Origin of the sequence: Streptomyces sp. MNU89, assembly GCF_020982505.1 — a bacterium.
Lineage (GTDB): Bacteria > Actinomycetota > Actinomycetes > Streptomycetales > Streptomycetaceae > Streptomyces > Streptomyces xinghaiensis.
The window spans coordinates 882,062-895,730 of sequence record NZ_JAJKLL010000001.1 but is presented as its reverse complement, the minus strand read 5'-3'; the positions used below and the strand labels follow the sequence as shown (position 1 = coordinate 895,730).

Annotated in this window: 14 protein-coding genes; 13 read left to right on the top strand and 1 reads right to left on the bottom strand. The window is 69.0% G+C overall.

Annotated elements, in window-relative coordinates:
* Window positions 1-190: 190 nt before the first annotated feature.
* A complete protein-coding gene (locus tag E4N63_RS03890) occupies window positions 191-1,429 on the top strand; it encodes a S1 family peptidase (protein ID WP_308188640.1) in 1,239 nt (412 codons plus the stop codon).
* Window positions 1,430-2,231: 802 nt separating this feature from the next.
* On the opposite strand, the gene E4N63_RS03885 is transcribed toward E4N63_RS03890, so the two are convergent.
* Window positions 2,232-3,296, bottom strand: a complete 1,065-nt coding sequence (locus E4N63_RS03885; protein ID WP_228430323.1) for a LacI family DNA-binding transcriptional regulator — start codon at window positions 3,294-3,296, stop codon at window positions 2,232-2,234.
* 140 nt (window positions 3,297-3,436) lie between these two features.
* On the opposite strand from E4N63_RS03885, the gene E4N63_RS03880 reads away from it, so the two are divergent.
* The 12 genes from E4N63_RS03880 to E4N63_RS03825 all read left to right on the top strand — a co-directional run bounded on the left by E4N63_RS03880 (window position 3,437) and on the right by E4N63_RS03825 (window position 13,617).
* Window positions 3,437-4,423: an asparaginase gene (locus E4N63_RS03880; RefSeq protein WP_221772579.1), complete on the top strand. Its 987-nt coding sequence runs from the start codon at window positions 3,437-3,439 to the stop codon at window positions 4,421-4,423.
* A gap of 63 nt (window positions 4,424-4,486) precedes the next feature.
* The gene (locus E4N63_RS03875; RefSeq protein WP_019710688.1) at window positions 4,487-5,377 is read left to right on the top strand and encodes a polysaccharide deacetylase; all 891 of its coding nucleotides are present in this window, start codon (window positions 4,487-4,489) and stop codon (window positions 5,375-5,377) included.
* Window positions 5,374-6,753 carry an MFS transporter gene (locus E4N63_RS03870; protein ID WP_230239895.1) on the top strand — a complete coding sequence of 460 codons (1,380 nt, stop codon included), beginning with the start codon at window positions 5,374-5,376 and terminating at the stop codon, window positions 6,751-6,753. The genes E4N63_RS03875 and E4N63_RS03870 overlap by 4 nt, the downstream gene beginning before the upstream one ends.
* A gap of 93 nt (window positions 6,754-6,846) precedes the next feature.
* Window positions 6,847-7,635: an SDR family NAD(P)-dependent oxidoreductase gene (locus tag E4N63_RS03865; RefSeq protein WP_125621425.1), complete on the top strand. Its 789-nt coding sequence runs from the start codon at window positions 6,847-6,849 to the stop codon at window positions 7,633-7,635.
* On the top strand, window positions 7,632-8,378 hold the full coding sequence (locus E4N63_RS03860) for an SDR family NAD(P)-dependent oxidoreductase (protein WP_230239894.1): 747 nt from the start codon (window positions 7,632-7,634) through the stop codon (window positions 8,376-8,378). The genes E4N63_RS03865 and E4N63_RS03860 overlap by 4 nt, the downstream gene beginning before the upstream one ends.
* Before the next feature lie 9 nt (window positions 8,379-8,387).
* Complete coding sequence (locus E4N63_RS03855) at window positions 8,388-8,711, top strand: hypothetical protein (RefSeq protein WP_125621420.1); 324 nt, start codon at window positions 8,388-8,390, stop codon at window positions 8,709-8,711.
* Window positions 8,712-8,744: 33 nt separating this feature from the next.
* Window positions 8,745-9,464, top strand: a complete 720-nt coding sequence (pxpA, locus tag E4N63_RS03850) for a 5-oxoprolinase subunit PxpA (protein ID WP_125621417.1) — start codon at window positions 8,745-8,747, stop codon at window positions 9,462-9,464.
* Between the two features lie 28 nt (window positions 9,465-9,492).
* The gene (locus E4N63_RS03845; RefSeq protein WP_019710682.1) at window positions 9,493-9,738 is read left to right on the top strand and encodes an acetyl-CoA carboxylase; all 246 of its coding nucleotides are present in this window, start codon (window positions 9,493-9,495) and stop codon (window positions 9,736-9,738) included.
* Between the two features lie 6 nt (window positions 9,739-9,744).
* Complete coding sequence (locus E4N63_RS03840) at window positions 9,745-11,121, top strand: acetyl/propionyl/methylcrotonyl-CoA carboxylase subunit alpha (RefSeq protein WP_230239893.1); 1,377 nt, start codon at window positions 9,745-9,747, stop codon at window positions 11,119-11,121.
* Window positions 11,118-12,005 (top strand): allophanate hydrolase subunit 1, encoded by an 888-nt coding sequence (locus E4N63_RS03835; protein ID WP_125621410.1) that lies wholly within the window; start codon window positions 11,118-11,120, stop codon window positions 12,003-12,005. Before E4N63_RS03840 ends, E4N63_RS03835 begins: the two co-directional genes overlap by 4 nt.
* Window positions 11,995-12,960 carry a biotin-dependent carboxyltransferase family protein gene (locus tag E4N63_RS03830; RefSeq protein WP_125621407.1) on the top strand — a complete coding sequence of 322 codons (966 nt, stop codon included), beginning with the start codon at window positions 11,995-11,997 and terminating at the stop codon, window positions 12,958-12,960. The genes E4N63_RS03835 and E4N63_RS03830 overlap by 11 nt, the downstream gene beginning before the upstream one ends.
* A gap of 60 nt (window positions 12,961-13,020) precedes the next feature.
* On the top strand, window positions 13,021-13,617 hold the full coding sequence (locus E4N63_RS03825; RefSeq protein ID WP_125621405.1) for a biotin transporter BioY: 597 nt from the start codon (window positions 13,021-13,023) through the stop codon (window positions 13,615-13,617).
* The last annotated feature ends 52 nt before the right edge of the window (window positions 13,618-13,669 follow it).

The window sequence follows — 13,669 nt, the reverse complement described above, 5'->3', positions numbered from 1 at the left end:
ACTTGGCACAACACCGGCAGGCCGCACCCGTGCTGTGCCTGCACTCCTATGGGAAGCGGGAAGCATTCCAGCGAGAAGGGTTGCAATGTGAAATGTCATACGCCATATTGCTCTTGGCTCTTACGGCACTCGCCTCAGAGGCACCAGACCGATCTGCACGTCAGCCGTCCGCTCCCACCGGAGGTGCTCGATGAAAGTCAGCTCGTTACGGACCTGGTCGCGAATCACCTGGCCGGCCGTCGCCGCGCTTGCCGCAGCGTTCACCCTCACGGGACCTGCGTCCGCCGGCGCCCCTGAGCAGGCCGACCCGAAGCTCGGCAACCAGCAGAAGGCGGCAGCCGCTCAACTGGCCAAGGACTACGGGGTCTCAACCCAAGAGGCCCAGCGCCGCATACAGCGCCAGGATCGCCTGACCGACCTGGCGACCGATGTGCGCAAGGCTCTGGGATCGCGATTCGGCGGTGCGTGGATCGACCACGACAACGGCGGCCGCCTCACCGTTGCCGTCACGCAGAAGGCCACCACATCCAAGGTCCGCACCACCGCATCCAAGGCCGGGGCAAGTGAGACGAGAACGGTCGTCGTCAGGCACAGTCTGCGCGAACTCACGCAGATGTCCGACGTCCTCGCCCGTCGGATCGCCAAGGCGAACAAGGGCGCAGCGAACGGGCTGCAAGCCGCAGTCGTCACACAGGACAACGCGCTGCGTCTCGACTCGCCGAAGGGCAAGAAGCTCACTGCCAACCAGCAGAAGGTCGTGAAGTGGGCCAAGCAGAAGTTCGGCGACTCCCTGCGCGTGGACACCTACGAGCACGCCTCCAAGCCGCTGTACTGCGGGGGCCAGTATTCGTGTGACCCCCCGCTGCGTTCGGGAGTGGCCATCTACGGCAGCAACATCCGCTGCACCAGTGCCTTCTCGGTCTACGACAGCTACGCCTACTACATGCTGACCGCGGGGCACTGCGCCGAGGGCAGCTCGTACTGGCAGATCCCGACTTACAGTTACGGCTACCAGGGCGTGGGCAGTGCCGTCGACTACACCTTCGGCTACTACGGCGACTCCGCCATCGTGCGGGTTGACGACGCAAGCTTCTGGCAGCCGCGTGGCTGGGTCTACCCCTCGACGTCAATCCGCAACTGGGGCTACGACTACGTCGGCCAGTACGTGTGCAAGCAGGGGTCGACGACCGGCTACACCTGCGGGCAGGTCACCGACACCAATGCCACCGTCTCCTACCCGAACCGCACGCTCACCGGGATGACGTGGAGCACGGCGTGCGTGGCTGCCGGGGACAGCGGGAGTGGGGTCTACTACGGTTCCACCGCCTACGGAATTCTCAGCGGCGGCCCCTCCAGCGGCTGCGGCATGATCCATGAGCCGGTCAGCCGGGCACTCTCGCAGATGGGAGTCACCCTGCTCTCCGGCTGACGGGGACGCTGATGGTCGCGCCCGCCGCGGTCCGCTCAGCGCGCTGAAGACGCCACCGTGTGATCGCCGAACCTCTACCGCGGCGATCACACGGTGGCTCATCTCTCCTGTAAGGGAGCAAGAAACTGAGTGCATGCGGACATGGCGCTGATTCTTTCGCCATTGACCTGAGCTGCGACGGCTCGACCCGGGGAACTGCATCCCTGCCGTTGCGCCTGACCCTCCGTACTGGCGTCTTCCCTTCCTCAGCGGCACCCCACGCCGGGGCGCTGTCCTTGCGTGCGGGAGAAGAGGATGCGCAGTGAAAGACACAGTCACTGACATAACGCTGGCCCTTGAAGTTGCTGTCTGGAGCACGGCCGCCGCTCTGTACTTGCACATAGCCGACCGGGCCGGCCGCACCGGAGACTCCGCACAGCCAAGCACCTGTCCATGCGCAGAGGCGTGCTGCGAGACCGCGTTCCTCACCCACGGCCGTTTCCACGACACCCAAGGCTGGTGTCGGCGCAGCTGACGATCTGTGATTCCTGCGGTACACCGATGACATGAGCGTTGCGCAAGGCGGCCGACCGGCGAGTGGGCGCCGTTAACTCCTGGCGGGCCCTGCGGCAGACCGGTGAAGCCTGTGCCGGCTCCGGTACCGCCCGGGTGCCCTCGACAACCGCTCACCCAAACCGGCCTCCGGAGCCAGCCACCATGACGACATCACGCGCTCAAGGCCGGTAACCGGCTGGTGGTCCAGGTGCGTTCGCGCCACGGAGACGGCGACAGGCCATGTGACCGCCCAGCCGCAACGGCGCGGTCAGCCGGAACTCCCACCGCCCAGGGTCGAGGCACGGGCCACCAGGGCGGGGGAAAGCCGCTCGGAGTCGACTTCTTCGCCCGCCAGCCGCTTCATGAGCAGCCGGACCGCCCGCACTCCCATGTCGTGCATCGGGGAGCGGATGGTCGACAGCCCCACCGGCAGGGACCCCGCGAGCGGTACGTCGTTGAACCCGATGACCGCGATGTCGGTTCCGACCTGCAGCCCCGCGTCACGTGACGCGCCCATGGCTCCGATCGCGGCGAAGTCGTTGACGGCGAACACCGCGGTCGGCCTGGTCCGCCCCGCGAGGAGCCGCTCCATGGCCTCCCGGCCGCCGCCTGTGTCGAAGCGGGAATGCACGATTCTGGAGGCAGGCACCTTGATGCCCGCCGCGGTGTAGGTGTCCCGGAATCCGGCGGTACGGTCGACGCCGGTGCTGGCGTAAGGCTCGCCGGCGATGACCGCGACCTTGCGGTGGCCCAGTTGCAGGAGGTGTTCGGCCGCCAACTGACCGCCCCGGTAGTCGTCACAGGTCACCGAAGGGTGGGAGTCGGCGCGTCGCGAGACGAGGACGAACGGGACCCCCCGTTCGACCACCTTGTCGAGGAAGCGCCCGTCCAGGTGGGCATCACCGAAGATGATGCCGTCGACGTGGCGGGCGAGCACCATCTCAGTGCGCTGGCGCCGCGCCACCGGATCGTCACCGGTGTTGGCCACGAAGGCGGAAAACCCGGACGCCGCGCACTCCTGCTCGATGCCCTCGTAGACGGTGGCGAGCACGATGTCGACCAGTCGCGGGACGAGCACCCCGACCAGGTTGCTGCGCTGGGTGCGGAGGCTCGATGCGTGGGGGTTGGGCGTGTAACCGACCTGCTCGGCTATTCGGCGGATCCGTTCGGAGGTCTCCTGGCCGGCTGTGCGCATGCCGGTGCCGACCGTGCCGTTCAGCACTCGCGAGGCCGTCGAGACGTGGACCCCGGCGAGTTCCGCGACGGTGCGCAGCGTGGCCCGGCCCGCGGCGTCCATGTGTGGCAGCGGTTCCCCCGCAGGACCCTCGGTCATTCTCCGCCCTTCCCTCGGTCGGTCAACATTTTGCCCCCGGCCTCTTGACGCGTACCCCCCGGGGCACATTCTATATGCGCAATCGTTTGGCGCGAACGTTAGCGCGAACATATCGGGCAGGGACAGGTCAGGAGATATCTGTGCGTATCGTCATGGTGCTCGCTACGGGCGGGACGATCGCCACTCGGAGCGACACCACGGGCAGAGCCGTCGCCCGCGCCGGCGGCGCCGAGCTGGTGGAACGGTCCGCCGTGGCCGATGACATCCGCGTCAAGGTCCACGACGTGTTCCGGGTCGGCAGCTATCTGATGACCCTGGAACGGATGCGGGAGCTTGCCGCCCGGGCGCAGCGGTACCTGCGGGAGGACGACGTCACCGGACTGGTGATCACGCACGGCACCGACACCATGGAGGAGACGGCCCTTTTCCTGGACCTCTTCCGGGGCGATGAGCGTCCTGTCATCCTCACGGGCGCACAGCGGCCCGCGGACGCACCGGACAGCGACGGCCCGCGCAACCTCTCCGACGCGATCGCCGTGGCCGCGGACCCGGCGAGCCGGGGACTGGGAGCACTGATCGTCTTCGACGGTTCGGTGTTCACGGCGGAGGGGACCCGCAAGAGTCACACGCTCGCTTCGAGCACCTTCGCGTCCCCCGACGGCGGGGTTCTCGGCTGGGTCCGAGGCGGTGCCGTCCACATCGCCGGGGGCCGTCGTCGGCGTCCGCGACTGGACCTGTCGGCTGTGGACCTCTCCCGTGCCCGCGTGGACATCGCCGCCTGCTATCCCGGCGCGGACGCGACGGCCCTGCACGCCTTCGCCGCAGCCGGCGCGCGCGGCATCGTTCTGGAGGCCACCGGCGCAGGCAACGCCAATACCGCGATCTGCGAGGCGGTGGCCGAGCTGACCGCCTCCGGCGTCGTGGTGGCCACATCCACCCGGGTCACGGCCGGACCTGTCGCCGCAGTCTACGGCGACGGCGGCGGTGCCGACCTCATAGCCGCCGGCGCTGTCCCCACCGGGCTGCTGCGCCCGTCACAGGCCCGGGTGGTCCTGGCAGCGCTGCTCGGAGTGCACACCGACCCGCGCGCCGCGCGAGAAGCGCTGGCCGCCCACACCCTCGGCTGATCCCAGCCGCTGGACACATCGACTCCCGGCTGTGGTGGCCGGGGCTACAAGAAGGAGTTGGCCTTGCCTAAGGAAATCCTGTGCGCGTTCGGCGTCGATGTCGACGCTGTCGCCGGCTGGCTGGGGTCGTACGGGGGCGAGGACTCCCCGGACGACATCTCCCGGGGCATGTTCGCCGGCGAGGTCGGCACGCCGCGCCTGCTGAACCTCTTCACCAAGTACGACCTGCAGACGACCTGGTTCGTACCGGGCCACTCCATCGAGACCTTCCCGGACCAGTTCCGTCAGGTCGTTGACGCCGGACACGAAGTCGGCGTGCACGGCTACAGCCACGAGAACCCGATCGCGATGACCCGAGCCCAGGAGGCCGCGGTCCTCGACCGGAGCATCGATCTCATCGAGAAGGTCACGAACCGGCGCCCCACCGGTTATGTCGCACCGTGGTGGGAGTTCTCGCCGGTGACCAACGAGTTGCTGCTCGAACGGGGCATCAAGTACGACCACTCGCTGATGCACAACGACTTCACGCCCTACCGTGTGCGCGTCGGCGACAGGTGGACCAAGATCGACTACTCCGCCCGGGCCGAGGACTGGATGAAGCCGCTGGTCCGCGGCAAGGAGACCGAGCTCATCGAGATCCCGGCGAACTGGTACCTCGACGACCTGCCTCCGATGATGTTCATCAAGGCCAGCCCGAACAGTCACGGCTTCGTGAACCCGCGCGACATCGAGCAGATGTGGCGGGACCAGTTCGACTGGGTCCACCGGGAGATGGATTACGCGGCCGTCACTTTCACCATCCACCCGGACGTCTCTGGACGCCCCCAGGTGCTGCTCATGCTTGAGCGGCTCATCGAGCACATCAACAGCCACGACGGCGTCCGATGGGTCACCTTCGACCAGATCGCTGATGACTACGCCGCCCGGCACCCATGGAAGGGACAGGCCAAGTGACCAGCGAAACGACCCTGCCGGAGGGCGGCGCGCCCGAGACGCCGGCAACGGAACCCCAGCGGCGGCAGTTCCCGGCGTTCACACGGAAGCAGACCAACACCGCCATAGTCCTGGCACTGCTCGCCTGGACCGTCGCGGTCTTCGACTACGGCCTTTTCGGCACCCTGCTTCCCGTCATGCAGGAGGACTTCGGCTGGAGTGCCTCGACCGCCTACCTGGTCAACACGCTCATCGCGATCGGCACTGCGATCATCGCCTTCGGAGTCGGGCCGGTCATCGACCGCCTTGGACGTCGCCGCGGCATGATGGTCACCATCGGAGGCACCGCCGTCGCCTCCGTCCTGACGGCCCTCATCCCCGCGAAGATGGGCGCGCTGAGCACGAGCGCCATGGTCGGCGTACGGTCGCTGGGCGGCCTCGGCTTCTCCGAGCAGTCGGTGAACGCCACCTACCTCAACGAAGTGTTCTCGATCACCGAGGACGAGAGGAAGCGCGAACGCCGCGGATTCTGGTACGGCATCGTCCAGGGCGGCTGGCCGCTCGGCTTCCTGCTCTCCAGTGCCCTCGCGCTCGTCCTGCTCGATTCGCTGGGCTGGCGCGCGATGTACCTGGTCGCGAGCCTTCCCGCCGTCGCGTTGATCATTGTGATCGGCAAGAAGCTGCGTGAGACCCCGCAGTTCGAGCTGCACCAGCGTCTGCGCAGGCTCAAGGCCGAGGGCAAGTCCCGCGAGGCCGAGGCACTGGCCGCCGAATACGGCGTGGAGCACACCGACAGCGCCCCGATCGCGCGGATCTTCCAGCCCGAGCTGCGCAGGAACACCATCGTGCTCTCGCTGGCGTGGATCGTGAACTTCTTCGGCATCAACATCTTCAGCGTGCTGGGCAGTTCCATCCTGGCCAACGCCAAGGGCGTGCAGCTCAGCACCGCGTTCTGGATGCTCATCGTCATCAACCTGGGCGCGTACTTCGGTTACATCTTCCACGGCTGGCTCGGCGACCGCATCGGGCGCAAGCACACCATCGTCATCGGATGGATGATGTCCGGCGTGGCCTTCGCCGTCATGCTCTCCCCGCTGGTCACCAGCACCGCACTCATCGTGACCACCTACGCGCTGGGACTGTTCTTCCTGGTGGGCCCATACGCGGCGATCATGTTCTACATGGGGGAGTGCTACCCCACGGACTGCCGCGGTACCGGCACGGTGATCATCGGAGCCATGAGCCAGCCCGGCACGATCATCGGCGGGTTCCTGTTCACCGGAGCGGCGGCAGCTTGGGGCACCGGCTCCGCAGCGCTCTGGGTGGGTGCGGTCGGCACCTTCCTCTCCGGCGCGCTGATGCTGCTGGCCAAGCCGGTCGCCCGGCTCGAGAACTGACCGCCCGAGCGGCACGTACCCCTATCTCACGGTGCCGGTGGGCGGGACCACCATCCGCCCACCGGCACCGCCTGGAGCAGAAAGGTTCACGTCATGGCAGCACACACTCAGCCCGATGCCGCCGGGCCCGCCGTCGCGGTCGTCACCGGAGCGGCCAGCGGGATAGGCCGGGCCGTCGCGGTCGGCTACGCACAGGAGGGCGTGCACGTGGTGATCGGCACGTTCCCCGGTGACCCGCACGACCCCCGCGAGACGCTCCGACTGGTGGAGGCCGCAGGAGGCAGCGGACTGATCGTCGAGGTCGACGTCCGCGACAGCGGCCAGGTCGACGAACTGGCGCGCAGCGCGTACGCGGCGTTCGGGCGGATCGATCACGTGGTGGCCAACGCCGGCGTTCTCCGGCGGGCTCCACTGGCCGAACTCACTGACGAGGCCTGGGACGACATGCTCTCCGTCGACCTGACCGGGGTACTGCGCACCTTCCGGTCGTGCGCGCCTCACATGGCGGAGGGCTCCGCGATGGTCGCCGTCTCGTCGATCGCCGGCGGTGTCTACGGCTGGGAGGACCACGCGCACTACGCCGCCGCCAAAGCCGGGGTGCTCGGACTGTGCCGCAGTCTGGCGGTGGAGCTGGCACCCCGCGGCGTTCGCGTCAACGCCGTCATCCCCGGCCTCATCGAGACCCCCCAGTCCTCCGACCCGGTGAACTCGCTGGGCCCGGAGGGACTCGCCCGCGCGGGCGGCGACATCCCCTTCGGCAGAGTGGGGCGGCCCGAGGAGGTCGCCGACGTCATCCGCTTCCTCAACTCGCCGCAGGCCCGGTACGTCACCGGCCAGCAACTCGTCGTCGACGGCGGCCTGACCGTGAGGATGCGCGCATGAACCCGATCGCGGACCTGAGTGGCCGGACGGCTCTGGTCACCGGTGGCGCCAGCGGCATCGGACGGGCGATCGCCGAGGCGCTCGTCACCGCCGGGGCGCGCGTGGTCGTGCTCGACCACGACGCCGCCGTGGCCGAACGGACCGCGCGGTCCATCGGCGCGGCCGGGGGCGTGGCTGCAGACATCGCCAACGAAGAACTCGTCCGGCGGGCCGTCGCCGAGACGGAGTTCCTGCTGGGCCGGATCGACATCCTGGTCAACTCCGCAGGCATTCTCACCCAGGCACCGCTGGTGGAGATGTCACTGCGGCAGTGGCAGCAGACCATCGACGTGGACCTGACCGGAGTGTTCCTCATGTGCCGGTACGTGGTCCCGGGCATGGTGTCCCGCGGGTACGGCCGGGTCATCAACATCGCCTCACAGCTGGCCATCAAGGGAGGAACATCGCTGACGCACTACAGCGCCGCCAAAGCCGGCGTCCTGGGTCTCACGAAGGCCCTGGCTCTGGAGGTGGCCCGCGACGGGGTGCTGGTCAACGCCATCGCCCCCGGCCCCATCGAGACGCCCCTGATCGACGGAATCTCCGAGGAGTGGAAGCAGGCCAAGCGCGCGGAACTGCCCCTCGGACGGTTCGGCAGGCCCGAGGAGATCGCCCCGACCGCAGTGCTGCTGGCCGGCTCCCCGAGCGGTGACCTGTTCGTCGGCCAGACGCTGGGGCCCAACTCCGGCGACGTCATGCCGTAGGAGGAGACCATGTGCGGCGCCTGCGGCAGAACCTCCGCAACCGATGCCTGGTCCGGCGTCTTCCTCACCAGGCGCGCCCGCTGGGAGGCCGCCCGGATCATCAACGACGCCCTGAGCGAGACAGGCCACCCCGCACGGGTGACCTGCGCGGCAGCAGCATGGGTCGTCCACTCGGGGACCGGACGAAGCGTCCTGGTGGACACCGCCAGCGGAATCTGGCAAGTGCTCCTGTCCCTGCCGGGCCTGCGGCTCGACGTGGCGGCAGCGCTCAGTGGCCGACCACCGACCCCAGTACTCGCCGCCGTCGTGGCCTCGGCGGAAACGGCGACCTGATCGATGCCCCCTACGGCACAAGAAGGGGTAACCATGCCCGTCAGCCTCAACTCCGACATGGGCGAGTCGTTCGGCATCCACTCGTTCGGCAACGACGACGCCCTACTGCCACTGGTCGATGCCGCCAACATCGCCTGCGGCTTCCACGCCGGCGACCCCGTCGGCATCCACCAGACGGTGGCCAAGGCCGCCGCCGCCGGGGTGGCCGTCGGTGCGCACCCCGGCCTGCCCGACGCGGTGGGCTTCGGCCGCAGGGAGATGAAGCTGTACCCCGAGGAGGTGCGGGACCTGGTGCTCTACCAGGTCGCGGCGCTCAAGGGATACCTGGACGCCGAGGGAGTGCCACTGCGCCACATCAAGCCGCACGGCTCGCTCTACGGCATGGTGGCCCGCGACAGCGAACTCATGGACGCGGTCTGCGACGTGGCGGTGCAGTACGGCGTCCCGGTCTACGGCATGGCCGGGACCGCGCACGAGCACGTCGCCGCCGAGCGCGGCGTCGGCTTCGTCGCCGAGTTCTACGTCGACCTCGGCTACCGCGCCGACGGCAGCCTCGTCATCGCCCGCCGGCCACACGCCACCCCACCCTCACTCGCCGCCGACCGCGCCCGGCTCGCGCTCGCCGACGGTCTGGTCGAGACCGACTCCGGCAAGCGCCTTCCCGTCCGGTTCGACAGCATCTGCGTGCACTCCGACACCCCGAACGCCGTTGACGTGGCCACCGCCGTGCGCCAGGTCATCAACTCCGCCTGAACTCCTTCCCGACAGAGAAAGGACCGCCATGCCCGAGCACACCGTGCGAGCACCCATGCCCGGAGTCTTCTACCGGCGCCCCGCACCGGACAAGCCGCCGTTCGCGGAGATCGGCGCGACCGTCACCGAGGACCAGACCATCGGAATCATCGAAATCATGAAGCAGTTTGCGGAGGTCAAAGCCGGAGCCGGAGGCCAGGTGACCGCCTTCGCCGCTGAGAACGAGACACTGCTGGGCCCGGGAGATCCCGTGGCGACCATTGAGATGAGCTGACCGAACATGCGCAAGCTTCTGGTTGCCAACCGCGGCGAGATCGCCATACGGGTCATACGTGCGGCCCGCGAACTCGATGTTCGGACCGTCGCGGTCTGCAGCGAGGCCGACGCCGAGGCCCTGCACGTGCGCATGGCCGACGAGCACGTAGTGATAGGCCCCGCGCCCGCGGCCCGCAGCTACCTGGACGCCGATGCCGTGGTGGCCGCCGCGGTCCGCCTGCGGGCCGACGCGGTGCATCCCGGCTACGGGTTCCTCTCCGAGCGCGCCGCGTTCGCCCAGCAGGTCATCGACGCGGGAATGACGTTCGTCGGGCCGTCCCCCGAGGCCATCCACCTGATGGGCGACAAGGCGCTGGCCCGCTCCACCGCCGCCCGCGCGGGCGTGCCCACCGTGCCCGGCTCCGACGGACCGCTGACCGACGTGGACAGCGCTCTGGAAACCGCCGGACACGTCGGCTACCCGATCGCGGTGAAGGCGGCGGCCGGCGGCGGGGGCCGCGGTATACGCATCGTGCGATCCCCGGCCGAACTGCGCGAGGCACTCCCCCTCGCCCAGGCCGAGGCCAAGGCGGCGTTCGGCAACGGCGAGGTCTACCTCGAACGGTTCGTGCACAACGCCCGCCACATCGAAGTGCAGGTCTTCGGCGACGGCGAGCGCTTCGTGCACCTGGGAGAGCGCGACTGCTCTCTGCAACGGCGCCGGCAGAAGGTGGTCGAGGAGGCCTGCGCGCCCAACCTCCCCGCACAGGTGCGCCAGGACATGACCAACGCGGCGGTGAGCCTGGCCGCCGCAGTGTCCTACTCCGGTGCCGGGACGGTGGAATTCCTCTACGACTCCGCGCGGCAGGAGTTCTTCTTCATCGAGATGAACACCCGCATCCAGGTCGAGCACCCCGTCACCGAGATGGTCACCGGCAGGGACCTGGTGCGCGAGCAGCTCACGGTCGCCGCGGGCACCCCCCTGTCATTCACCCAGGAACAAGTCGAACTACGCGGCCATGCGCTGGAGTTCAGGCTCAACGCAGAGGACCCCGGCGCGGGATTCATGCCCAGCCCCGGCACGATCACCGTGATGCGGATGCCCGGAGGGCCGTTCGTACGCATCGACTCGGGCTGCGAACAGGGCAGCCAGGTCAGCCCGTTCTACGACTCGCTCATCGCCAAACTCATCGTCTGGGGTGACACCCGTGAGGCCGCACTGGCGCGCGCCCGCCGGGCGCTGGACGAGATCGAGGTGCGGGGAGTGGCCACCACGGCCCCGTTCCTGCGCTCCCTGGTCGACCTACCGGAGTTCGCAGAGGCGAACTATCACACCACGTTCCTGGAGAGTTGGATGGCAGGCCGGGCCTTCCACCGCGATGCCGCAGGGAGGGCCGCATGAGTCCGCTCAACAGCCGCTACTCGTGGGGCGGAGACGAACACCTGGTCGTCCAGCTCGACGAGGCAATGAGCCTGGAAGTCAACTTTACGGCGATGGCCATGGCCAGGCTACTGCAAAGCCGGAAGCTGCCAGGCGTGACGGACATCTGCCCCGCGAACGCCTCCCTCATGGTGCGCTTCGACCCGGACGTGATAGCCCCGGCGGCACTGGAGGGCGCGGTGCGGCAAGTCGAGCGGGAGGTCGGCGACGCGCCGTCCCTGACGCTCCGGACCCGCATCGTCGAAGTACCCGTCTGGTATGACGACCCGTTCACCAACGAGACCGGTGCCCGGTTCCGCGACCGGCACCAGCGGCCGGAGGGAAACGATCTGGAGTTCGCCGCGATCGAGAACGGCCTGCCTTCGGTGCAGGCGTTCATCGACCGCCACTCGGGTTCGCCGTGGATCACCTCGATGGTCGGCTTCGTCGCCGGACTTCCCTTCCTCTTCCAGATGGTTCCGCAGGAGCGACAGCTCGAAGTCCCCAAGTACCTGCGCCCCCGCACCGACACACCGGCGCTGACCGTCGGGTACGGCGGTTGCTTCTCCTGCATCTACTCGGTGCGCGGCGCCGGCGGCTACCAGATGTTCGGCGTCACCCCGGCACCCATCTTCGACCCGGCCCGCAAACTCCCCGACTTCGCGGACTTCATGGTCTTCTTCCGGCCCGGCGACATCGTCAAATTCCGCCCGATCGACGGGGACGAGTACGAGCGCATCAGACGGGACGCGGAGGCAGGGGCATTCCGCTACCGCCAGAGCCCGGTCAGCTTCAGCCTGCACGACTTCCTGGCAGGCCCTGATGCCTACAACGCCACACTGCTGGAGGCCCTGCATGGCCATTGAGATCCTCAACCCCGGCCTTGCCTCGAGCATCCAGGACAGGGGCCGCCCCGGCTACTACGAGGTCGGTATCCCGCCTTCCGGCGCGGTCGACCTGTACTCGGCCCTGGCTGCGAACCTGCTGGTCGGCAACGACGACGGCGCCGCTTTGATCGAGGCCGCCTACATGGGGCCCGAACTGCGGTTCACCGCGCCCGCGGTAGTGGCCGTCACGGGCGCCGGGATGCCGGTGAAGGTCAACGGCCGGTCCGCGCCACAGTGGGAGTCCTTCGACATCGGCGCCGGGGACGTTCTCTCCTTCGGCTTCCTGGAACACGGCGCCCGGATCTACATCGCGGTGTCCGGGGGCATCGACGTACCGCTCGTGCTGGGCAGCCGGTCGACATACGCCCTCGGCGCGTTCGGCGGGTTCGACGGCCGCACGCTCAAGGCCGGGGACCTACTGGCCACCGGTACCGGGTCCGGGCGGCCGGGACGAGCCGTACCCGAGCACCTCCGCCCCGTGCTGTCCCGCGAGCTCGAACTGCGCGTCATGCTCGGCCTGTACGACTACCGGCTCACCCCGGCCGGCCTCACGGCGCTGCTGGACACCACATGGACGCTGACGCCCGTCGCGGACCGGGTCGGCTTCCGGTACAGCGGCGGAACACTGGAGTGGAAGGAACGAGTGCAGCCGTTCGGCGCCGGGTCCGACCCGTCGAACATCGTGGACGCCGGATACCCGCTCGGATCCATCCAGGTGCCCGGCGGGGTTGAGCCCATCATCCTGCACCGCGATGCCGTCTCCGGCGGCGGCTACGCCATGGTCGCAACGGTGATCAGCGCCGACCTCGACGCCGTCGGCCAGTCCGCGCCCGGGTCCCGGACCCGCTTCTGCCCGGTGTCCATGGAGCAAGCGCTCCAGGCCCGGGCGGAAACCGCAGCCCGCGTCCACCGACTGCGCACGGCGCTGTCCTAACCGCCTGCGACGCACAGCCTTTGCCGCCGCCACCACCGTTCGAAGGGATCCACCTCAACCATGAGTTCCGTCGCACACGCCATCCCCCGGCGGGGCACCCTCGCCGACTCCGTCTGGGCGCGCAGCCGCGTCCGTGACGCCGTGCTCGTCCTCGGGGCCGCCGGGCTCACCGCGCTGGCCGCGCAGATATCGGTGCCCGTACCGGGCTCGCCGGTCCCCGTCACGCTGCAGACGTTCGCCGTCCTGGTCACCGCTGCCGCGCTGGGTGCCAAACGCGGCGCGCTGGGCCAACTCCTCTATCTCGCCATCGGTGCCGCGGGCTTGCCGGTCTTTTCCGGTGCGACGGGCGGCCTGTCCACCGTCCTCGGCGCGACCGGCGGTTACCTGCTCGGATTCGTCGTCGCCGGCTACCTCGTCGGAGCACTCGCCCAGCGGGGCGCCGACCGGCGCATCGCCGGCACGCTGCTGGCCTACCTCGCGGGCTCGGCAGCCATCTACGCGGTGGGTGTTCCCGTGCTCGCCGCCGTCACGCACCAGCCGCTCGGGTGGGCGGTGCTCCACGGACTGGTGCCGTTCCTTGTCGGCGACGTGCTCAAGGCGGTCGCCGCGAGTGCGGCTCTGCCCGCGGCCTGGCGTGTGATGGGCCGCAGGCGCTGACGGAACGGGTCTGCCCGGCTCGGGACCGCGGCTCGCGACTGCCGCGAGCCGC

Coding starts and splice junctions, on each gene's coding strand:
- E4N63_RS03825 (WP_125621405.1), top strand. CDS start 13,021: ATGAGTTCCGTCGCACACGCCATCCCCCGGCGGGGCACCCTCGCCGAC.
- E4N63_RS03830 (WP_125621407.1), top strand. CDS start 11,995: ATGGCCATTGAGATCCTCAACCCCGGCCTTGCCTCGAGCATCCAGGAC.
- E4N63_RS03855 (WP_125621420.1), top strand. CDS start 8,388: ATGTGCGGCGCCTGCGGCAGAACCTCCGCAACCGATGCCTGGTCCGGC.
- E4N63_RS03860 (WP_230239894.1), top strand. CDS start 7,632: ATGAACCCGATCGCGGACCTGAGTGGCCGGACGGCTCTGGTCACCGGT.
- E4N63_RS03865 (WP_125621425.1), top strand. CDS start 6,847: ATGGCAGCACACACTCAGCCCGATGCCGCCGGGCCCGCCGTCGCGGTC.
- E4N63_RS03845 (WP_019710682.1), top strand. CDS start 9,493: ATGCCCGAGCACACCGTGCGAGCACCCATGCCCGGAGTCTTCTACCGG.
- pxpA (WP_125621417.1), top strand. CDS start 8,745: ATGCCCGTCAGCCTCAACTCCGACATGGGCGAGTCGTTCGGCATCCAC.
- E4N63_RS03840 (WP_230239893.1), top strand. CDS start 9,745: ATGCGCAAGCTTCTGGTTGCCAACCGCGGCGAGATCGCCATACGGGTC.
- E4N63_RS03885 (WP_228430323.1), bottom strand. CDS start 3,296: ATGACCGAGGGTCCTGCGGGGGAACCGCTGCCACACATGGACGCCGCG.
- E4N63_RS03835 (WP_125621410.1), top strand. CDS start 11,118: ATGAGTCCGCTCAACAGCCGCTACTCGTGGGGCGGAGACGAACACCTG.
- E4N63_RS03890 (WP_308188640.1), top strand. CDS start 191: ATGAAAGTCAGCTCGTTACGGACCTGGTCGCGAATCACCTGGCCGGCC.